The sequence below is a fragment of the Priestia sp. P5_B4 genome, from assembly GCF_056400385.1.
In genome coordinates this window covers 1-19782 of sequence record NZ_JBFULJ010000039.1, presented here as the reverse complement: position 1 = coordinate 19782, position 19782 = coordinate 1, and the positions used below count along the sequence as shown (strand labels likewise).

At 38.3% G+C, this 19782-nt stretch carries 19 protein-coding genes and 1 riboswitch; of the genes, 7 read left to right on the top strand and 12 right to left on the bottom strand.

From position 1 onward, the window contains the following. On the top strand, positions 1-492 hold a 492-nt coding region (locus AC1DRF_RS07095), incomplete at its 5' end, for a S8 family serine peptidase (protein WP_477740481.1). A gap of 69 nt (positions 493-561) precedes the next feature. Here AC1DRF_RS07095 and AC1DRF_RS07090 read toward each other — a convergent pair. Genes AC1DRF_RS07090 through yknW form a run of 4 tightly spaced genes read right to left on the bottom strand, consistent with a single transcriptional unit; the run spans position 562 to position 4258 of the window. Next, positions 562-1758 (bottom strand): ABC transporter permease, encoded by a 1197-nt coding sequence (locus AC1DRF_RS07090; RefSeq protein WP_427075663.1) that lies wholly within the window; start codon positions 1756-1758, stop codon positions 562-564. Further along, positions 1755-2444 (bottom strand): ABC transporter ATP-binding protein, encoded by a 690-nt coding sequence (locus tag AC1DRF_RS07085; protein WP_013081850.1) that lies wholly within the window; start codon positions 2442-2444, stop codon positions 1755-1757. Before AC1DRF_RS07085 ends, AC1DRF_RS07090 begins: the two co-directional genes overlap by 4 nt. Then, entirely contained in the window at positions 2441-3571 is a 1131-nt protein-coding gene (locus AC1DRF_RS07080; protein WP_427075664.1) for an efflux RND transporter periplasmic adaptor subunit, read from the bottom strand. The genes AC1DRF_RS07085 and AC1DRF_RS07080 overlap by 4 nt, the downstream gene beginning before the upstream one ends. Further along, complete coding sequence (gene yknW, locus AC1DRF_RS07075; protein ID WP_427075665.1) at positions 3572-4258, bottom strand: YknW family membrane protein; 687 nt, start codon at positions 4256-4258, stop codon at positions 3572-3574. A gap of 344 nt (positions 4259-4602) precedes the next feature. On the opposite strand from yknW, the gene AC1DRF_RS07070 reads away from it, so the two are divergent. From AC1DRF_RS07070 to AC1DRF_RS07060, 3 genes are all read left to right on the top strand, one after another. Next, positions 4603-5910: a homocysteine synthase gene (locus tag AC1DRF_RS07070; RefSeq protein ID WP_043980325.1), complete on the top strand. Its 1308-nt coding sequence runs from the start codon at positions 4603-4605 to the stop codon at positions 5908-5910. A 97-nt stretch (positions 5911-6007) separates the two neighbouring features. Continuing rightward, positions 6008-6745 carry an ABC transporter ATP-binding protein gene (locus AC1DRF_RS07065; protein WP_043980327.1) on the top strand — a complete coding sequence of 246 codons (738 nt, stop codon included), beginning with the start codon at positions 6008-6010 and terminating at the stop codon, positions 6743-6745. Beyond that, positions 6742-7497 (top strand): ABC transporter permease, encoded by a 756-nt coding sequence (locus tag AC1DRF_RS07060; RefSeq protein ID WP_477740480.1) that lies wholly within the window; start codon positions 6742-6744, stop codon positions 7495-7497. Before AC1DRF_RS07065 ends, AC1DRF_RS07060 begins: the two co-directional genes overlap by 4 nt. A 30-nt stretch (positions 7498-7527) precedes the next feature. On the opposite strand, the gene AC1DRF_RS07055 is transcribed toward AC1DRF_RS07060, so the two are convergent. From AC1DRF_RS07055 to AC1DRF_RS07030, 6 genes are all read right to left on the bottom strand, one after another. Then, positions 7528-8535 (bottom strand): aromatic ring-hydroxylating dioxygenase subunit alpha, encoded by a 1008-nt coding sequence (locus tag AC1DRF_RS07055; RefSeq protein WP_477740479.1) that lies wholly within the window; start codon positions 8533-8535, stop codon positions 7528-7530. Positions 8536-8927: 392 nt separating this feature from the next. After that, a complete protein-coding gene (locus AC1DRF_RS07050) occupies positions 8928-9371 on the bottom strand; it encodes a hypothetical protein (RefSeq protein WP_427075668.1) in 444 nt (147 codons plus the stop codon). 216 nt (positions 9372-9587) lie between these two features. Next, positions 9588-12356 carry a phosphoenolpyruvate carboxylase gene (gene ppc / locus AC1DRF_RS07045; RefSeq protein WP_477740478.1) on the bottom strand — a complete coding sequence of 923 codons (2769 nt, stop codon included), beginning with the start codon at positions 12354-12356 and terminating at the stop codon, positions 9588-9590. 462 nt (positions 12357-12818) lie between these two features. Then, positions 12819-13328 carry an acyl-CoA thioesterase gene (locus tag AC1DRF_RS07040; RefSeq protein WP_043980336.1) on the bottom strand — a complete coding sequence of 170 codons (510 nt, stop codon included), beginning with the start codon at positions 13326-13328 and terminating at the stop codon, positions 12819-12821. A gap of 151 nt (positions 13329-13479) precedes the next feature. Then, on the bottom strand, positions 13480-14526 hold the full coding sequence (locus AC1DRF_RS07035) for a DUF5105 domain-containing protein (RefSeq protein WP_477740482.1): 1047 nt from the start codon (positions 14524-14526) through the stop codon (positions 13480-13482). Between the two features lie 182 nt (positions 14527-14708). After that, positions 14709-16304, bottom strand: a complete 1596-nt coding sequence (locus AC1DRF_RS07030; protein ID WP_477740477.1) for an APC family permease — start codon at positions 16302-16304, stop codon at positions 14709-14711. A gap of 56 nt (positions 16305-16360) precedes the next feature. Further along, positions 16361-16439, bottom strand: a riboswitch (ZMP/ZTP riboswitch). Between the two features lie 386 nt (positions 16440-16825). On the opposite strand from AC1DRF_RS07030, the gene AC1DRF_RS07025 reads away from it, so the two are divergent. Then, positions 16826-17425: a cupin domain-containing protein gene (locus AC1DRF_RS07025; RefSeq protein WP_080621362.1), complete on the top strand. Its 600-nt coding sequence runs from the start codon at positions 16826-16828 to the stop codon at positions 17423-17425. A 110-nt stretch (positions 17426-17535) separates the two neighbouring features. On the opposite strand, the gene AC1DRF_RS07020 is transcribed toward AC1DRF_RS07025, so the two are convergent. Then, positions 17536-17703 (bottom strand): hypothetical protein, encoded by a 168-nt coding sequence (locus tag AC1DRF_RS07020; RefSeq protein ID WP_427075669.1) that lies wholly within the window; start codon positions 17701-17703, stop codon positions 17536-17538. 66 nt (positions 17704-17769) lie between these two features. On the opposite strand from AC1DRF_RS07020, the gene AC1DRF_RS07015 reads away from it, so the two are divergent. Together AC1DRF_RS07015 and AC1DRF_RS07010 are read left to right on the top strand one after the other, a co-directional pair. Then, positions 17770-18006, top strand: a complete 237-nt coding sequence (locus AC1DRF_RS07015) for a DUF3311 domain-containing protein (RefSeq protein WP_477740476.1) — start codon at positions 17770-17772, stop codon at positions 18004-18006. Continuing rightward, on the top strand, positions 18006-19505 hold the full coding sequence (locus tag AC1DRF_RS07010) for a sodium:solute symporter family protein (protein WP_043980342.1): 1500 nt from the start codon (positions 18006-18008) through the stop codon (positions 19503-19505). Before AC1DRF_RS07015 ends, AC1DRF_RS07010 begins: the two co-directional genes overlap by 1 nt. Before the next feature lie 30 nt (positions 19506-19535). Here AC1DRF_RS07010 and AC1DRF_RS07005 read toward each other — a convergent pair. Then, the coding region (locus AC1DRF_RS07005) for an alanine:cation symporter family protein (RefSeq protein WP_477740475.1) at positions 19536-19782 on the bottom strand (247 nt) is incomplete at its 5' end.

Here is a 19782-nt window from a genome sequence, read left to right as displayed (position 1 = left end):
GAACTGCACGAAGCTGTTCAAAATGCTGTGAATAAAGATGTTTCTGTTGTTGTTGCGGCTGGAAATGAAGGTGACGACCGCGAAGAAACCTTTGAATATTCATATCCAGGAAGTTACAACGAAGTCATTCAAGTAGGAGCAGTGGACAACAGCTTAAATCTTGCCCCTTTTACTAATGCAAATGAAGAAGTGGACCTAGTCGCACCGGGAGTTAACATTATCTCTACTTACTTGGAAAATAAGTACGCGACTCTTTCAGGAACTTCAATGGCGACTCCCCACGTGGCAGGAGCTTTAGCTCTATTAATTAACTTATGTGAGAAGGAATTTGGCCGTTCTTTAATCGAAGCCGAAATCTATGCTCAACTTGTAAGAAGAACCCTTCCTCTTGGATATCGAAAAAGCTCTGAAGGAAACGGATTTCTCATGCTCGATTTGGTAGAGAAAATACATGATATTATTAACGTAGCCCGTATCAACCCTAGTAAGTAATAAATAAGAAAAACGAGAAATCTTCTTGGTTCTCGTTAAATTAAAATAAAGACATGCGAACGCATGTCTTTATTCATATCTTAATGCTTCGATTGGATCTAGGTTCGCCGCTTTGTTTGCAGGAAGCATGCCGAATACAATGCCAATCGTCATGGAGAACAACACTCCTCCAAGTACTACTTGCCACGAAATTAATGAAGGCCAGCCAGCAAATAACGAAACAAGAGCTGCCCCGCCCGCGCCGAGACCAATTCCAAGCAAACCACCAATTAACGTGAGGGTAATGGACTCAATCAAAAACTGAGTTAGAATTTGTCTTTTAGATGCTCCCAACGCTTTACGAATACCAATTTCTCTTGTACGTTCCGTTACCGAAACCAGCATAATGTTCATAACGCCAATCCCGCCAACAAGAAGAGAAATGCCCGCAATCGATCCAATAATCGTTGTCATAATTCGCGTTACATTTCCAATGCTATCTGCTATTTCTTCTAAGTTCTGCACTTGGTAAGCATCTTCCGCATCATGCAAATTATTTAACAAATCCGTTGCGTCATTGCCTACTTTTTTTAGTTGATCAGAGCTTGTCGCTTGAACACTAAGGTTTGTGTAATCGAGCTTACCGAAGCTTGATTTATACGTATTATTCGGAATATAAATGGTTGGTATTTCAAATGCTAAAAAGCCCGTTGCCTTTTTTGTGACACCAATAATTTTGATAGGCTGACCTTGCACCCATACTACTTGTCCAAGGGCTTCTTTTTTATCAAATAGCTCTTTTTTCATATCGCTTGTGATAACACCTACTCGATTACCTGATAAAAAGTCAGAGCTGTCTAACATTCTTCCTTTTGAAACTTCCAGCTGATTAACTTCAATATAGCCTTCGTTAATAGCATTAACAGTCGTATCAGATTCCTTGTCTCTATATCTTATCCCCATTCCCATTGAGCTAGAAGCCACCACATTCTTCACTCCGGGAATAGTCGAAAGAGCTTTAATATCATCCTCTGTAAAGATAGGCTCCCCCGTCATTGAAAGGTCATCAGCTTGCATCTCGTCTTCAGGAGGCTGGTAGTATACATCAACTGTATTGCTTGCTCCTGTTATTTCCGACTTAATCATCTGTTCTCCGCCCTGACCAATGGCTACAACGATAATAACAGCCGCTACGCCAATGATAATACCAAGCATCGTCAAAATAGAGCGCATTTTATGAGCAAGAACCGAAGAGAGCGCCATGCGAATATTTTCTATCAAACTCATAAGCTATCGTTCTCCTTATCGCTATGACTTAGCACTTTACCGTCACGAACGATAACTGTACGCGATGTGTATTCTGCCACTTCAGGTTCATGGGTAATGACTACAACCGTTGTGCCATCTGCATTAAGCTGAGAAAATTGTTCCATAATATCAGCACTTGTTTTTGTATCTAGAGCTCCTGTTGGTTCATCTGCTAAAATAAGCGTCGGATTGTTAACAATAGAACGAGCAATAGCAACGCGCTGCTTTTGCCCTCCTGATAGCTCGCTCGGTAAATGTTTCATCCGCTCACTCAGCCCTACTTTTTCAAGTGCAGCTTCTGCTCTGGCTCGTCTTTCCTTACGCGTTACACCGGCATATACCATTGGAAGCTCTACGTTTTCTACCGCTGTTAAACGCGGCAACAGCTGAAATTGCTGAAAAACAAAACCGATATGAATATTTCTTACTTTTGCAAGCTGCTCATCACTATAAGTAGAGATTTCTTGTTCATTTAATAAATAGGATCCTGAAGACGAACGGTCTAAACATCCGATAATGTTCATTAGCGTTGATTTACCAGAGCCAGAAGGTCCCATAATCGCAACAAATTCACCGTCATAAATCTTCAAATTAATATCTTTTAAAATTGGCACTTCCTCTTTGCCAAGATGATAACTTTTATGAATATTCACAAGCTCAATCATTGAACAGTCACTTCCGCACCGTCAGTTAAGTTCTTTGTAGGATTTGTAATGACTTTGTCTTTAGAAGATACGCCGCTTTTGATTTCAATAAATTTATTTGTTGTTTCTCCAATCTTTACTTCCTTACGAACCGCCTTTTTATCTTTCACCACATATACATATTTTTCTCCGTCTTCATTTACAACTGCTTTTATCGGCAAAGATGAAGCCTTTTTACTGCTTGTTTCAATTTCAAGCAGCAGCTTAAATCCCGGCTTAATCATCGTGATATCCTGGTCATCTACTTTTACTTCAATTGGATATTGATTAGCTGCATCATTGCCGGCTTCTGCTGATGCCTGCTGCTGAGGTAGATAGTCAATTTGTTTAACGCTTCCTGCCCATTCTTTATCAGGCAGCACATCTGATGTAATTTTGACAGCTTGACCGGTTTTAATTTTTAATGCATCGTACTCAGACAGCACACCAGTAGCTAAGTATTCATCGGTATTACCAATATGTATAAGCGGTTTTTGAACGTCACTTATGTTATTAACCGCTTCTTTATCTACTTCTAGCACCGTCCCATTGATATCACTCGCTACGTCTAAATTACGTTCTTTTTTAGCAATTGATTTGGCTTCTAGTTTGTTTCGTTCTAAATCAATTTTAGCCGTTTCTAAATCGAGATTGAGCTGCGTACGCTCTGTATCGATTTGATCTCTCGCTTCTTGCTTACTCATTTCTTTTTCCAATTCTTTTTGTTTTTTATTTAAATTAGAAAGCTGTTTGCTTACTGAGTCAATTTGCAGCTGACTGGATTTTTTTTCTAGCTTGTTTTGTTCTTGCTCTAAATCAAGCGTATCGCTTTCGTAAGTTACAAGAGAGGTTCCCTGCTGTACACGAGAGCCTTCTGTTACGTGAAATCGTTCAACCTCGCCTTTTTCAGCATCAAAATAGACATATTGCTCATCAGCAAGCTTTAACGTACCCGGAACCATAACTGTATTCCTTAACTTTTTTTCCTTTATATTTGCTACGTGAACATTGATTGCTTTCCCACTTACACTTTGTGCACGATATACGTTAATCCCAATAACCGCAACAATAACAACTGCTACAGCTGTAATAATTATTCCTTTTTTCATTTACAACCCTGCTCCTTTAAGCGCTTCTGAAGCAGCTCCTCCAGCTCCTGAAATAGCGGCTCCTAAGATGAATAAAATAATCACTGTAATAATAGAAACAGCTTTTGATACATTTGCCACTTTTTGTAGTCCTACTGCTGTCAGAATAAGTCCCCAGATAGAAAAGATTTCAATGGAAGTAAACACTCCTCCCATAGCACCTTTCGCACCAACCATTCCATTTAACGAAGTCACATTAGCTGAAGTATGGGCTAGTGCAGCTACTCCCGTATTAATTAGCTGACCGATTGCTGTGATGAACGTAACAAACAAATTCAAACTAAACATTTGGCGGTAAGTTGTTTTTCCAGCCCCTAACTTTGCAATTAAAAACAGAATCAAACTCGTGAATGCCAGTGTAGCAACTATTGCAATCAATCCTCCAATCGCTCCACCAATCATACTAAATGTTGAATTCACTTCAATGCCAGCTTCTTGTTGCTGTTGCAGGGCCTCTTGTCCCTGAGGGGTATAGACGGCTAGAATCGTTGTTGCAGCTGTTAAGATGAGGATAAGTAAAAGAGGTCCCCAGATGACCGGGCTGCTTTTCATTTTCTCAAGCTGTACAACCGGACTCGTAATAAAACCAAAAATAGAAGGCTTTCCTTTCTCTTGGACTTCCGAAGATACATTGACTTCTGTGTTCATAATTAAACTCCTTTTATTTTGTTTCGTTATTAGCTCTTAAGACCCGTCTTTTACTATTTTTTAAAGTCTTCTAGCAAAATCGGCTCTTTCTAAGAAACTCTCAAACACCTAATATTCTAACATAATTATACAAATTAATTGACATTTTTCTTACATTTTATATTTTTTATGGTATTTTTAGAAATTAAAGAGATGTCTTAATGCTGAATGACAGCATTAATCTTATTTATATTTTCTAAATATTCAAATTATCATTTGACATCATTCAATAGAATCCGTATATTATGATTAAAGTTTATTATTCCTATGTTTTTTATAAGTTTTATATTTAAGGAGGAGTTTCAATGTCTGCTAAGAAACCATTTCGTCCTGAAACACAAGCCATCCATTCTGGCCAACAGCTTGACCCGGCTACTTTTTCGCGTGCGGTACCTATTTATCAAACAAGCTCATTTGGGTTTAAAGATACGGAGCATGCTGCATCTTTATTTAATTTAAGTGAACAAGGCTACATCTACACTCGAATTGTAAACCCTACTACGGACGTTTTTGAACAGCGAATTGCTGAGTTAGAAGGCGGAGTAGGTGCTCTAGGAGTAGCTTCGGGTCAGTCTGCTACTACCTTTTCCATTTTGAATATCGCTTCCGCAGGAGATGAAATTGTATCAGCAAGCAGTTTATATGGAGGAACATATAACCTCTTTTCGTCTACGCTTCCTAAACTGGGCATTACCGTCAAATTTGTAAACGCCGATCATCCAGAAAATTTTAGAAGTGCAATCACTTCCAAAACAAAGGCAATTTATGCTGAATCCGTTGGAAACCCGCAGGGAAATGTGCTAGACATCGAGGCAGTTGCAGACATTGCCCATGAACATGGAATTCCTCTTATTATTGATAATACAGTTCCAAGCCCTTACCTTCTTCGTCCCATCGATTTCGGAGCAGATATTGTCGTTCATTCTGCTACTAAGTTTCTTGGAGGGCATGGAACAGCAATTGGGGGTGTTATCGTAGACAGTGGAAAATTTGATTGGGAAGCGAGCGGGAAATTTCCAGACTTAACAACTCCAGATCCAAGTTACCATGGCCTTGTATACACAGAAGCTGCCGGTGAAGCTGCTTATATTACAAAAGCGCGCGTTCAGCTTTTACGAGATATTGGAGCTGCTTTATCACCTTTTAATTCCTTTTTACTCCTTCAAGGGGTAGAAACACTCCATCTGCGATTAGAGCGTCACAGCGAAAACGCATTAAAGGTAGCGAAATTTTTAGAGCAGCATGAATTAGTAGAATGGGTAAATTATGCGGGGCTTCCTTCCCACCCTTCCTATTCTTTGGCACAAAAATACTTGCCTAAAGGGCAAGGAGCAATTTTAACCTTTGGTGTAAGGGGAGGAAAAAACGCTGCGGCTAAGTTAATTGATTCGGTTCAGTTATTTTCTCATTTAGCCAATATCGGCGACTCTAAATCACTCATTATTCACCCGGCAAGCACCACTCATCAACAGCTATCTAAAGACGAACAAAAAGCTTCGGGTGTGACCCCAGAACTCATTCGTCTATCGGTTGGAACAGAAGCAATCGACGACCTTCTTGAAGATTTAGATTATGCCTTAAAAGCCAGCCAAAAAGTGAATACAACTGTTTAAAAGCTGTGATTTTTCACAGCTTTTTTTATATCATCCAATAACTTTTTATACTTTCCCTTATGCTACAATAAACAAAACGAATGAAAAAGGAGTTACTATGAACACGTTCAATTCAATACCTGCTATCACATTTACAGACGTTCATAAAACATTTAAGGATAAAGAACATAGTGTTTTAAAAGGCATATCGGGTACAGTAATGCAAGGCTCGCTCGTCATGATGGTAGGACCATCAGGATCCGGAAAAAGCACCCTTCTTTCCATGTGCAATTTACTTTCTGCACCTGATGAAGGAAGTATTGAAGTATATGGAAAAGACATTAGCAAATGGACTATTTCTGATTTACGAAAAAAAGTGGGCATTGCTTTTCAATCAGCTCCTGTTATTGATGGAACAGTGCGTGATAATATGATGCTTGTTCAAAAACTGCATGGCAAGCAGGATATTATGCCTGAAGAACTCTGTGCCTTAACGGGTCTTTCCCCTGACTTGTTAGAGCAGGATGCCAGAGATTTATCCGGTGGTCAAAGGCAAAGGTTATCATTAGCCCGCACGCTGTCGAACGGCTCTGACCTTTTACTTTTAGACGAAATCACTTCTGCTTTGGATGCCACTTCTGCTCATGAAATTGAACAGCTTATTTCTCATTTACATAAAGAGCAGAATAAAACGATTATTTGGGTTACCCATAATTTAGATCAAGCGAAACGTTTAGGAGAGGAAGTCTGGCTTTTAATGAACGGAGTGATTGTAGAAAAAGCCAAGACAGAGACCTTTTTTCATGCTCCTGTAAAAGCTGAAACAAAACAATTTATTGAAGGAGCCTTTCTATGAGTTCACTTTCACTGATTTTTACCATTGTTTTTGTTTTTATTGCTCTTTTTTTATCAAAATCTTTTCGTATAGGACTCGAAAAAGATATTATTATTGCCAGTATTCGAGCAGCCGTTCAGCTGTTAGTGATCGGATATGTTTTATCGTTTATTTTTGACGCGAATCACCCTGCTTTTATGATCTTCATTTTATTCCTTATGCTGACAGTCGCTTCCCAAAATGTTGTAAAGAAAAAAAAGGAGGGATTTAAAGCTTTTTTTCGTGTATTTGTCACTCTTTTTATTGTAGAAATCCTGACCCAAAGCGTTATGCTCGGACTACATATTATCCCTGCTACTCCACGATATATCATTCCTGTCAGCGGTATGATTATTGGAAATTCGATGATTTTGGCCAATTTATTTTTAAATCGGTTAGATGCTGAAGTAAATAGAAGACGAGACGAAATTCAATTGATTCTGGCGCTTGGCGGCACTCCTAAACAAGCTATTCATAGTATTTTAAATGCCGCAATCAAAGCTAGCATGATTCCTACTGTAGAAAGTCAAAAAACAATTGGACTCGTTCAGCTTCCGGGTATGATGACAGGCCAGATTATTGGAGGGGCAGATCCGATACAAGCTGTCAAATTCCAGCTGCTTATCGTTTTTACTATTCTAGCGTCTGCTACGCTTTCCTGCGTCATTTTAAGCCAATTAACATATCCTACCCTTTTTAATAGCTATCAGCAGCTTATCCGTGAGCATACATAAAAAAAGAAAGGAGACTCCTTTCTTCTTTTTTTATTGAGCAGCTTTTTTTAATCTTTCTCCTATGTCACTTCCAAAGGTTACTCCTAAATCGCCGAGCCATCTTCTATACGCAATACTCAGTCGGTCCGGATTCAAATGAAGCTCTGCTTGTAAGTCAAGCGGCAGCTCTTCTGGTTTTTGACTTTCCACAATACTGGTATCTTGTTCAATAATAAGCTGCTGAAAATCGCGGRAATATTGATCAGGTACATCAAACGAATAGTTTCTAGAAACCAGCGCAAACACGGTGGACTTTCTTTCCTCTTCAGGTAAAACCGCAAACAGCATTGAAAAGATTTCACCCGTTTCGTAGTTAACTTTTTTCAACCTCGCAACGGTAGGACGAAGAATTTCAAAGGTATAATAAATAGTCGCAAAGTTACCCGTGCCATCTGCATCTGCGTACACAGCGATTTCATCAGAAACGTAGCGATTATCTTTCCAATGCACCTTATAATCAGGAATTTCGGCGTAGTCAGAGTGCCCAAGGCTTCCTTCGTGAACAAAAGCCAAATGGCTTACATCTAGAAAGTTTTCTACGACACGAGGAGCTGCTGCCTGCAGAGTATGAGGGCTGGCGCAAACCGTTTTGAATCCGGAGTTAAGATGTTCATCATACAGGGGAAAAGGAGTATCACCTGCCTCGCTGTTCATCTTCACCCATATAATCCCGTACTTTTCAACGCAGTCATACACCTGTGCTTTTGCTTTTGAAGGAATAGCTCTTCCCGGCGGCTGTTGAGGAATTTTCACACAAGCCCCGGCATCATCGTATTTCCATCCGTGATAAGGGCATACAATGCAATCATCTACCACTTTTCCAAGAGATAACGCTGCACCGCGGTGGATGCACAAATCTTTAAATGCTTTAATAGCATTAGTTGTGCGAAAAAGGACAACTCGCTCTTCTAAAATCGTTACTTGCAAGGGCTGATCTGTTAAATCATGTGAATAAGCTGCAGGCAGCCATTCCTTAGCCAATACTAAATCTTTAATCATCTGCATCGCCTCCGTACAATAAGTAAATTTATTTCTTGTTTATAAAAAAAACCGCAGAAATAGAAGGAGTGCTTCTAATTCCGCAGCTTTTTCGTTCCGTAAAACAGACTATAAGCGCGCGAAGATTCTACATGATTGCAGATAGAGCGACCTTAGCACTTCATCTACAACGACAATACGTATTCATCGCTATTTTTTTAACCTTAAAACCTAACCCTTATATATTGAATAAAGAGCGGCCAGCCGCTAAAAGCTTTTCTGTCCACTGATTTCTCTTAGTTTTACTTTATCAATTTCCCACTGAAAAATCTCTTGATTTGTAAGCATCTCTAACATAATTTTTTCGGTTAAACGAATAAAAGCTGCGGTTTTAAAAACCGCAGCTTGCTTTATTATGAGCTCATATAACTGGCTGTATATTTTTTCGTCTGCTTTTGTATTTCTTGATTTAAATGTTTGAAAAATGAGAGGGTTTCTTCATAATCCGTCGCTTTTTCATGAAACTTCAATGTAAGATTTTCTTCAAACAACGTTTCTCCTTGATGGCCAACCGCTTTCAGCTGAACATCTGTAACAATACCTTGCGAAATCGAACATAATAAATAATTAAAGCAATGAACCGGAACGATATGCATGAGATGAAAATCATCGATAGTTCTATCACTTTTTGTTTTCTTAAATTCCACGGTGAGTTCTTCCGGATGAATAAACACATTTATATGCTGTTTGGACAAACAAGTAGGATTCATTTTTTGTGTATACTCACAAAATTCCAGTCCAATAAATACAGAATTCTTGGAGTCTGCTTCAATGAAGATTTGCGAATTTTTTACCATTGTCCTCGTCCTCCATATTCAATCTAGTTCCCCATCACTCGTATTCAGTTGTAGAATATTTCCATCTTTTTTCTATTCTATCATTGATTTTTCTCAGTGCCTATTTAACAGGCGGAAGTTCTCTTTAAAAGAGAGGGAACTGACAGGCAGTTCTTTATGTGAGAAGAATAAGCAAAAGACACCTCTTTTATTTTCTTGAGGTGTCTTTTGGTATCATCAGCCTGTATTACGCAACCCTGCTGCAATGCCGTTAATCGTTAATAACGCTTCTTTTAAAAGTTCTTCATTTAACGTTCCAGCCTCATCTTCACGCAGCTTGGAAATGACCTTAACTTGTAAGAATGTTAGAGGGTCCACATACGGATTTCGTAATTTAATAGATTCTTTAATCGTAGGAAGATGATCCATTAATTCTTTTTGACCTGTGATTTGAAGAATCATTTCTTTTGTGAGATTATACTCTTTTTTAATAGCGGTAAAAATCCGCTCTGAAATAGCCGGGTCTTGTACCATTTCCGTGTATTCTTTTGCTGCCATTAAATCTGCTTTTGTTAAGGCCATTTGCAGATTATCGACGGTCGAGCGGAAAAATGGCCATTMTTTATACATTTGCTGAAGAAGCTGTATATCTCCGGATTTCTCTACTAAATGCTGTAAGCCCGTACCTGCAGCATACCAGGCTGGAAGCAGCTGTCTGCTTTGCGTCCATGCAAATACCCACGGAATCGCTCGCAAGTCTTCAAAGCGATCACTTCCTTTTCGACTCATTGGACGTGACCCAATATTTAAAGCCCCCAGCTCAGGAAGAGGTGTAGCTTGTTTAAAATACGTTAAAAAGTCTGGATCTTTGAAAACAAGCTCTTGATACTTACGTAAAGAAGCAGTTGAAATCTCGTCCATTGTTTCTTCCCATTCATGTGTACGAATATCACATTGTTCAGCTTCTTGAGAAACATTTGCTGCCGCTGTAAGAAGAGCTGAGACCGCTTGTTCAAGGCTTCGGTAGGCAATGTCATATAAAGCATATCTAGAAGAAAGAACTTCTCCTTGCTCTGTAATTTTCACACCGTCTCCTAGCGTCTCAACAGGCTGAGATAAAATGCTTCGGTTTAACGGTCCACCTCCCCGGCCTAGTGAGCCGCCTCGGCCATGGAAAAACTTCAGACGAACTTGATACTTCCTCGCCATATCGTGAATTTCCTGCTGCGCTTTATAGAGCTTCCAATTAGCAGTAAGCGTTCCTCCATCTTTGCTTCCATCTGAGTAGCCAAGCATAATTTCCTGCAAATCCTGCTGTTTCCTTAAGTGCTCACGATAAAAATCTAATTGAAATAGCTGTTCCATGATTTTAGGACCCGCTGTGAGATCATCAATCGTTTCAAGCAGCGGAGCTATATTTAACTTACTTTCAATGCGGCCATCTGCATGAAGGCGGTAAATACCCGCTTCTTTGGCGAGTACCATAACTTCTAACAAGTCACTTGCAGACTGGGTCATACTGATTAAGTAGACTTCAATAGATCTTTCTCCAAATTCTTTATGTGCTCGATGAATCATGTTAAATACTTCAATTACTTGCTGCGTTTCTTTAGAGTAATTCTCTACAAACGATATCACAGGTCTTGGGTCTTGAAGAACTTTACCTAGCAGCTCAACTTTTTTCTCTTCCGTTAACGCTGAATAATCTTCAGCTAAAGAAACAGCATGGAAAATTTCTTTGATTGCCGCTTCATGTTCCCCGCTGTGATTACGGATATCAAGCGTTGCTAAATGAAAACCAAACAGCTCAACTTGGCGAATTAATTTACATAAGCTTTTTAACTGATAATCCTGAGGCTGGTGCTTTTGCAAGCTATCTTTGATTAGAAATAAATCATGTAGAAATTCTTCCGACCTTTGATAACCTGCTTCCGATTCTCCAACTAAATTTAATTTATGAAGCATAATCGTAAGCTTGCAGCGATATACTTCGTGTTTGATTCTCCATCGCTTTTTCTCAGGCAGCAGCGATATTTCTTGATTAATAGAATCAAGAAGATTATCTGAAACTGCGACTCTTTTTGTAGACTGACTTAACCTTTGTCTCAATTGAGTAAGCGACTCTTTATATTTACGAATAGCTAACTTCCTTTGTTTGACAAGCGTTTGCCACGTTACTTTAGGAGTTACGTTTGGATTTCCATCTCGGTCTCCGCCAATCCATGAACCAAACCGAAGAATATTAGGCACCTTCCAATTTTCTTCAGGGTAATTCTCCTGCAATGAATTTTCCAACTCCTGATGAAGTTGAGGAAGCACTTCAAATAACGTTTCATCAAAATAATATAATCCATTGGATACTTCATCCATTACCGTCGGCTTGCGATCTCGCAGTTCATTTGTTTGCCATAAAATTAATACTTCGCTAAACAGTCTTTCTTCAATTTCCGTACGTTCACGTTTTGTTAACGTTGGATTATCCAAGTTTTTTAGAAGCTCAGCCATTCGTTTATGAATATCAAGGACACTTCGTCTAGTGGCTTCTGTTGGATKAGCAGTGATGATGAGCTCTAGAGATAGAGTTTGAAGCAAGTTAGCAATTACGTCTGGCGCCACGCCATTATTTTTAAGCGAAACAACGGCACTTTCCAATGAGCCCGGCTGCATAATAGAATCTTCTTGCTGCTGATATTCGCGTCTGCGACGAATTCGATGATTTTGCTCTGCAATATTAACTAAATGAAAATAAACTGCAAACGCCCGAATAACCTGCTCGCGCATCGGCTGTTCAAGAGTAACGATTTCATTTTTTATTTCTTTATAGATAACTTCATCTTTGTTTTCTCTAAGTGATTTTGCTACTTCGCGTATTTTTTCTACTTTGCTGAGCAGTTCCTCTCCACCTTGGTGAACCAGAACTTTCCCTAACAATTGACCGAGAAACTTTACATCACGGCGCAGGGCAGTGCTGCTGTTTTGTCTTTCTGCTGCTTCTACTGTTACCATTAGACACGACACCTTCCTTTATAAATGTTGTACTTTTTAAACTTTTTAGAAAATTATATTAAATTCATATTACCATGAACGAAAATAAATTTCATATAATTTTATTTCCTCCTCTCGTTCAAGAGAGGAGATTCATCAAATATAAAAGAGAGGTTAAGACATAACTAAATGAATCCAATCTAAAGACGAACAAATGGGATATATAAGTCGAACCGCTTGTGACACCGCAGTGGATTTCTGTGCAAGACTTTGCTTTCCGCAGGTGGCCGATGAGCCTCCTCGTCTCTTTCGCTTTTCCCCCCTTAGTCTTCCTCTTGCCCTCCAATCAGCTGCTAGAAGGAACGAAACAGATGAAACCTACGTTTACCATAACAAAAAAAACGAACCACTAATCAAACATGTTGATCACTGGTTCGTTTTTCATTTGAGCTAAAACACTTTTGTCTCGGCCTCTCTTTTATGCTACCAAGGTTGTCCTAAATCCAATACCGAGGCTAGTTCATTGCTTTTTTTACGCACTTGTTTACGCGTGGTAGCGCGATCTGCCCCCGTTTGAAACAGGTATTTTTCTTCTTCTGTTTCTGGAATAAGCTCCGGTACTGCGCGGGGCTTTCCATCATCATCCATTGCCACAAAAGTTAAAAATGATGTAGCTGCAATTTGACGCTCCCCGGTTTTTAAATTTTCTTTAATCACTTTCACAAACACTTCCATGGATGAACGACCTGCCCATGATACGTATGACTCCAAACATACAGAATCCTGAGGCGTAATAGGGTGCAGAAAATGAATAGAGTCTGCTGAAGCTGTCACACACTCTGTACGACTGTGACGATAAGCTGAAATGGACGCAATCATATCAATATCACTCATTAACTTTCCGCCAAATAACGTATTGTGATTATTAATATCATTAGGAAAAATGCGGCTCGTTCGAACTGCCTTTGTATCTTTACAATAATTTGCTTTCATTAGTAAGAACCTCCATTGATGCCTATCATAATAAGAATAAAAGAATGAATGAACCTATACTAGCATATTTTGATAAATTTAGCTTTACAAAAAGCTCGTCGATTTATTTACAGAAAACAAAAAAGAGAAGAAAAATTCTTCTCTTTTTTGTCTATCGAATATAGCTTGATCCAAACGTTTTACCTAAAGAATCACTGTATAGGTCACTTGATTTTACAGTCCATTTCTCATCTTCTTTCACCATAAAAATTCGTAGGGGACGACTTCCTTCTTTCGTTTCTAATTCATTTACAATATCTTTGAATTTAGAAGCCGCAAACTCTTCAGAGTGTTCTGTATCGTAATCTTTCGTTTCATCTGTGTATGCTCGCTTAAGCTGCGATACGTATGAATATAAGTCTGATAAATCAAGAGTAGTGTACTCCACTTCTACTACGGCTTTATTATTTGCATTCGCAATCACATTTGTTTTCACGCTTGCTTTTTCTTTTAAAACACCTTTATACATGTTAAAAAAATCTTTTTTTGCTTTATCGGTTAAACTGTTAGAAAACGCACCTTTTAATTCCTCATTAAACGCTTTTTTCTGTTCTTCTATGACAGCTGTTTTATCTGCTGTTATAGATTTATCATAGTCTACGTTTTCTTTGTTTAAGTAAAGGACTTCTGTGTAAGCTTGCAGAGCTTTTTCTGGGTCTTGCAGCTTATTATAGCTTTTGGCGTATTTTTTCGTATCCAGTGTTAATGTCACTTCGTCGATTTCTTCATCATAATCAGATGATTTTGGCTGAAGCCCAATTTTGTACTTTTTATCTTTTTTGACTTCAAAGACAAATGTTAATTTTTTTTGCTTTCCAGCGCCAATCTTGTCAGATGCACTGCTTTCTAGTCCAAGCTCACGACTGTTCACTCCCGTTTTTGGAGACAGCTGTTCATCTCCTTCGTATAAATACACACCGTCATAATCTGATAAAGATATACTGTTTTTGGATACATTTTTCACTTTTAAATCAACTGTCAACAGCCCTTTTTCTTCACTTGTAGCTCCTTCATCACTATCTACTAAAATGTAAGAAGCGCTGTCAATGGATGCTTCAATCGCCTTATTTTTAGCCGAAGTGGATCCTCCCGTTTCCTTAGAACTGTTGCAAGCCGCTAATACTAGCATAAGTACAAAAGCCAAAGCCAAAACATTCATTTTTTTCACAGCTTCCCAATCCCCTTTATTTTGTTTTTTTAGAACTTTATCCCAAATAAAGGTTCCCCCTGTATAAATACTTAAACCTTAAAATCTATATTTTTTACAATATTTTGATAAAAACTAAGTCTAAATTCTCCACTGACCTAAATAAAAAAACACGAGCACGGGCTCGTGTTTTTTTATTTAGATTTAAAATTTTCTTGATTGATTTGTTCAGCTTCTTTCATATATCGGTTAGATTTGCCGCTTTTAATTCCCCAATAATAAAAAGCTAATGATACGCAAGCAATCACTAGCATATCCCATCCGAAAGGCAAAATATTTTTGCCTCCGAATTTTTCGCTTCCTATGTAGGAAATAAAAATCATGCACGCTAAATAGATAAGCATCCAAGCCCCGGTTAAAAATTCTTCTTTAAAGCCCACCCATTTATTTTTCGCTTGGTAATAAAAATAAACAGGCAGGCCAATTGCCATAATAAAGATCACTTCACCTGTAAGTGGCCACCTTGCCCAGTAAAGCGTCAAGGAAGCAAAAACGAAGCCGCATGGCGCAATAACTGATGCCCCTTTTAAATAAAATGGACGGTAAAAGTGTGAAGCCGTTTTTCTTAATGTTATAAGCGCTACAGGACCCATAATATAAGAGATAAGCGTCGCTACTGAGATCACTTCTGCTAAGACACCCCATCCTCTAAATAAAAAGAGAAACAAGAAGCAAGCTGCTAAATTCAGCCACATAGCTGGGCGCGGGACATTGTAAAGTGGATGAAGAGTACCAAATATCTTTGGCAAGTATCCATTTTGCTGCATCCCGTATAACATTCTAGAAGTAGTTGCCGTATATGTAGCACCTGTGCCGGAAGGAGAAACAAATGCGTCTGCGTATAACACAATTGTTAGCCAGTTAATTCCAAGCGCAATCGCTAAATCAGCAAAAGGAGAATTAAAATTCAAGTGATTCCATCCATCAGCAATTGATGACGGACTTACTGCTCCGATAAAGACAATTTGCAATATAATGTATACAATTCCTGCAATAAAAATTGAACCAATTACAGCTATCGGAATCGATTTATTAGGTGATTTTGCTTCTCCTGCCATATTTACAGGACTTTGAAACCCATTAAATGCAAACACAATACCTGATGTTGCCACTGCCGTTAAAACACTGGCCCACCCATAAGGGGCAACCCCATGCTCACTTGAAAAGTTTCCACTATGAAAACCAGCGAAAAATAAAGCCCCTGCCGTTAAACCAGGAATAATTAATTTAACAATCGTAATAAATGAGTTTGCTTTAGCAAAGAGATTTACCGTCCAATAGTTCACAAAAAAGTAAACGAATAATAACAAAGACGCAACTGCCAACCCCTTGGACGTTAAAATTCCATTGTCTACTAATTCATGAGTCCAGCGAGCCCACTTCCAGGGCCAAGTACTCATATATTGCACAGATGCAATAGCCTCCACTGTTATCGTTGAAGCGATTGAAATCCAGTTAGCCCAAGCAGCCAAAAAACCAATAAATGATCCGTGTGAATACTGAGGATATTTAACCATCCCCCCTGCTTGTGGAAACATCGCGCCCAGTTCAGCATATGATAGGGCAATGGTCAAAATAACCACCATTCCAATAACCCATGAAAAAATAGCCGCGGGTCCCGCAATTTGAGCTGCTTTCCATGCTCCAAACAGCCACCCTGAACCGATAATCGAACCTATGCCTGTCATGGTTAAAGCAAATGTTCCCATCTTCCTTTGCATATTGCTCATCCAAATCTACTCCTCTTCCCTAGGAAAATAAAAAAAACACTTGCGGAATTCTCTCAAGTGTTTGCCCAGGCGCGCGGCTTATACGCTATATGCTCCCCCATGGTCATCCATGTTGCGCCAGTCACATATAGGAATATATTTTTTATCAGTATATAACATTCATTTCTATTACTCAATACACAAAAATGTTTACATTACTTTTATAAAGATAATAAATTATTCGTAAAATTCCGAATAAATCCTCTGGAAATCTCTTTTTAATTACAAAAAACAAATAAAATCCTAACTTTTCTTGTTGTTTGATTCTTTTACTCCACGAGCAGATTATCTTCTAAAAATTATATTAATATATAATATTCATTTACATAATAAGAATTAACAGCTATATATCCATAGAATTCTTGCACTAGACCCTTTACTTATATACAATATGAAGAAAAGATACTAAAGTGAACTGCCCACCGCTTAGCTACGCTTGAAGTGGGAGACTTCTTTTAGGAAAACGTTAAAACCTACATATCATGCACTTCGCAACAAATGAAGTACTTCGAGCAAACTTCTCTGTTTACGCAAGCACAAAACAGGGAAAATTACGAAAAAAGATTGTTAGAGGGATGCTTATGAATTATGCAAATGTAAAAGTTCTTTATTTTGATGACGACGGAACCATTCCAAATCACCCTCGTCTTCCAGTTTTGTTGTATGAACACGTATTTATTAGTAAGAAAGAGAAAGTGGAGAGCATTTTTAATTCTCACAACTGGAAAAACAGCTGGGTAGGCGGCATACATGATTTTCACCATTACCACAGTAATTCTCATGAAGCACTAGGTGTAATTAGCGGATCTGCACGTTTAAAACTAGGTGGACATATGGGGGAAAATATCGTGGTGCATGCTGGCGATGTGCTCGTACTTCCTGCAGGAACAGGGCATATGCGTCTGCAGTCAACTGCTGATTTTAAAGTGGTTGGAGCTTATCCAGAGGGCATGGATTACAATTTAAGAACAGGAAAACAAACTGATCGCCCTCACGTATTTGATGAAATTGCACAAGTACCTATTCCTACAACAGATCCTGTTTATGGCGACAAAGGACCACTGACAGAGTGGTGGAACTAGACAAGCACTTATTGTCTAGTTTTTTTATTTGCTCTGTTTTATTCTTTCCATGAATCTCTATTTGAACATACAAATTCTTTTCTTATGATGCAATAGCAATATACTTTATCTCAGCGAAATAATAAAAACTTCCCGGTCAAAACTAAATTTCTTCTTTTCCGTTCTCTTTTTGCTTCAAGAGCAACTTCGCTTAGATTATCCCCCTTTTTTTCCTTCGTAATCATTTCAAATATACTCCCACCATAAGCTCTTTTTTGTTTTTCTAAAAAAATTTCCATAGATTATAACGAAATTTTCAAAAAACTTATTGCTTTACCATGTCAGACTTGCTATCATAGTGAACATTGTTAGATAAATTTTTAGTAGGAGGAGTAAAATTGAACAGAAAATTCATAATTTTTATTTTATTCATCATTCCATTTATTGCTCAATTCGTTTTTTTACCTTTTGTAAATAACATTMATCCAATTATTTTTGGATTACCTCTTTTGCATTTATGGTTATTTTTATGGGTCTTCTTAACGCCTGTGTGTACATTTATCATTTATCGTTTACAAAAATCTTGGGGGGACATTGAATAATGCAAGGAAATTTAACCGCACTTTTAATCACATCAGCAATTGTTCTTGTCGTTATCGCAATTGGCTTTATAGCGGGACGTGACAAATCATCTAGAAGCTCAGTTGAAGAGTGGGCTGTAGGTGGAAGACGTTTTGGAAGCCTGCTCGTCTGGCTTTTAGTAGGAGCAGATTTATATACTGCTTATACATTCCTAGGTCTTACAAGTACAGCTTATCAGGGGGGAAGCATCGCATTTTTTGCTATTCCTTACTCTGTTTTAGCCTTTTTAATTTCATACTTTTTTCTTCCAAAGCTTTGGACTGTTGCTAAAAAGCACAAACTTACTACGCTTGCTGATTATGCCAGAGAACGTTTTAGCAGTAAATTTCTCTCCTCTTTAATTGCTATAGTAGGTGTATTGATGCTCATTCCATATATTGATCTTCAGCTTAGCGGTATTCAAGATACTCTTCGCGTTGCAGGAACTGGCTACATTAACGTAAAAGCAGTCGTTATTCTTTCATTCTTTCTTGTGGCTCTTTATACCTTTTTCAGCGGAATTAAAGGTCCCACATATACGGCAATTATTAAAGATATTTTAGTATGGGCGATTATGTTATTTATGGTTGTTTCTCTGCCAATTATGCATTTTGGAAGCTGGGGCAACATGATCGACAATGTTGCAAAGGATTCACCTCAGCTATTAACGATCCCAACACAAGGACCTAAAGGCATTCCATGGTTTATTACAGCATCACTCGTATCTGCTTTAGCTTTATTCATGTGGGCCCACGCTGCTACAGGTGTTTTCACTGCTAAAAGTGCAGATTCGCTTCGTAAAAATGCTATTTTCTTACCGCTTTACAATATTGTTTTAATTCTAGTCATCTTCTTAGGATTTATTGCTTATCAAGTATTACCTCAAGATACAACGGATCCTAGATTAGCATTATTAACCTTAATTCAATATTCATATGGCGGCATTGGCCAAGGGTTAGCTTATGCAACGATTGCTCTTGCTTCATTAATTCCATGTTCTATCATGGCTATCGGAGCGTCTAACTTATTTGCAAATAATATATTCAGAGATTTAATTAATCCAAATGTACAGGGTAAAACATTAACAATGGTTACTCGTTCTATGGTTTTCGTTGTTATTGGACTGGCACTTTTATTCGGTTTATTATTCCCTCAAGCACTTGTTTCCCTACAGTTACTAGGGGTATCCGGTATGGTACAAATCTTCCCGGCTATCGTTATCAGTCTGTTCTGGAGAAATCAATCCAAAGAAAGTACGATTGCTGGATTAGTAGTAGGGCTGGTTGTGACGTTTACCGTACATGCCACAGGAAATTCATTTGGTCTTTATGAAGGATTCTGGGGATTATTATCTAACTTACTCGTAGTTGTTATTTTAAATCCAATCTTTTCGGCCAAAACAAAAGCAGCAACTAACGGCGTGAAAGAAACATTGTTTTCTAAAGGCACTGCGCAAACTGAATTAAAGAAAAACGCATAAAAAAAGTTCAGCCAATTGGCTGAACTTTTTTTAGATAATATTCTCTTTTTCAGAAGGGGGCGGAGCAGATTCTCTTTCCCAACATTCGATATTTTGATTGTTTTCTAACGCATCTCTATAAAAGACTGGATTTTTTCCTTCCTTTTTTTGCTCAGTATAGTCATGCAAGGCGGAAAATGCCACTTTCGATAATAGAAAAATAGCAATCAAGTTCACGACTACCATCATCCCCATAAATAAGTCTGCCAAATTCCATACAAGCTGAAGCTGAGCGATC

Coding starts and splice junctions, on each gene's coding strand:
- AC1DRF_RS07090 (WP_427075663.1), bottom strand. CDS start 1,758: ATGAGTTTGATAGAAAATATTCGCATGGCGCTCTCTTCGGTTCTTGCT.
- AC1DRF_RS07085 (WP_013081850.1), bottom strand. CDS start 2,444: ATGATTGAGCTTGTGAATATTCATAAAAGTTATCATCTTGGCAAAGAG.
- AC1DRF_RS07080 (WP_427075664.1), bottom strand. CDS start 3,571: ATGAAAAAAGGAATAATTATTACAGCTGTAGCAGTTGTTATTGTTGCG.
- yknW (WP_427075665.1), bottom strand. CDS start 4,258: ATGAACACAGAAGTCAATGTATCTTCGGAAGTCCAAGAGAAAGGAAAG.
- AC1DRF_RS07070 (WP_043980325.1), top strand. CDS start 4,603: ATGTCTGCTAAGAAACCATTTCGTCCTGAAACACAAGCCATCCATTCT.
- AC1DRF_RS07065 (WP_043980327.1), top strand. CDS start 6,008: ATGAACACGTTCAATTCAATACCTGCTATCACATTTACAGACGTTCAT.
- AC1DRF_RS07060 (WP_477740480.1), top strand. CDS start 6,742: ATGAGTTCACTTTCACTGATTTTTACCATTGTTTTTGTTTTTATTGCT.
- AC1DRF_RS07050 (WP_427075668.1), bottom strand. CDS start 9,371: ATGGTAAAAAATTCGCAAATCTTCATTGAAGCAGACTCCAAGAATTCT.
- AC1DRF_RS07040 (WP_043980336.1), bottom strand. CDS start 13,328: ATGAAAGCAAATTATTGTAAAGATACAAAGGCAGTTCGAACGAGCCGC.
- AC1DRF_RS07035 (WP_477740482.1), bottom strand. CDS start 14,526: ATGAATGTTTTGGCTTTGGCTTTTGTACTTATGCTAGTATTAGCGGCT.
- AC1DRF_RS07030 (WP_477740477.1), bottom strand. CDS start 16,304: ATGAGCAATATGCAAAGGAAGATGGGAACATTTGCTTTAACCATGACA.
- AC1DRF_RS07025 (WP_080621362.1), top strand. CDS start 16,826: ATGCACTTCGCAACAAATGAAGTACTTCGAGCAAACTTCTCTGTTTAC.
- AC1DRF_RS07020 (WP_427075669.1), bottom strand. CDS start 17,703: ATGGAAATTTTTTTAGAAAAACAAAAAAGAGCTTATGGTGGGAGTATA.
- AC1DRF_RS07010 (WP_043980342.1), top strand. CDS start 18,006: ATGCAAGGAAATTTAACCGCACTTTTAATCACATCAGCAATTGTTCTT.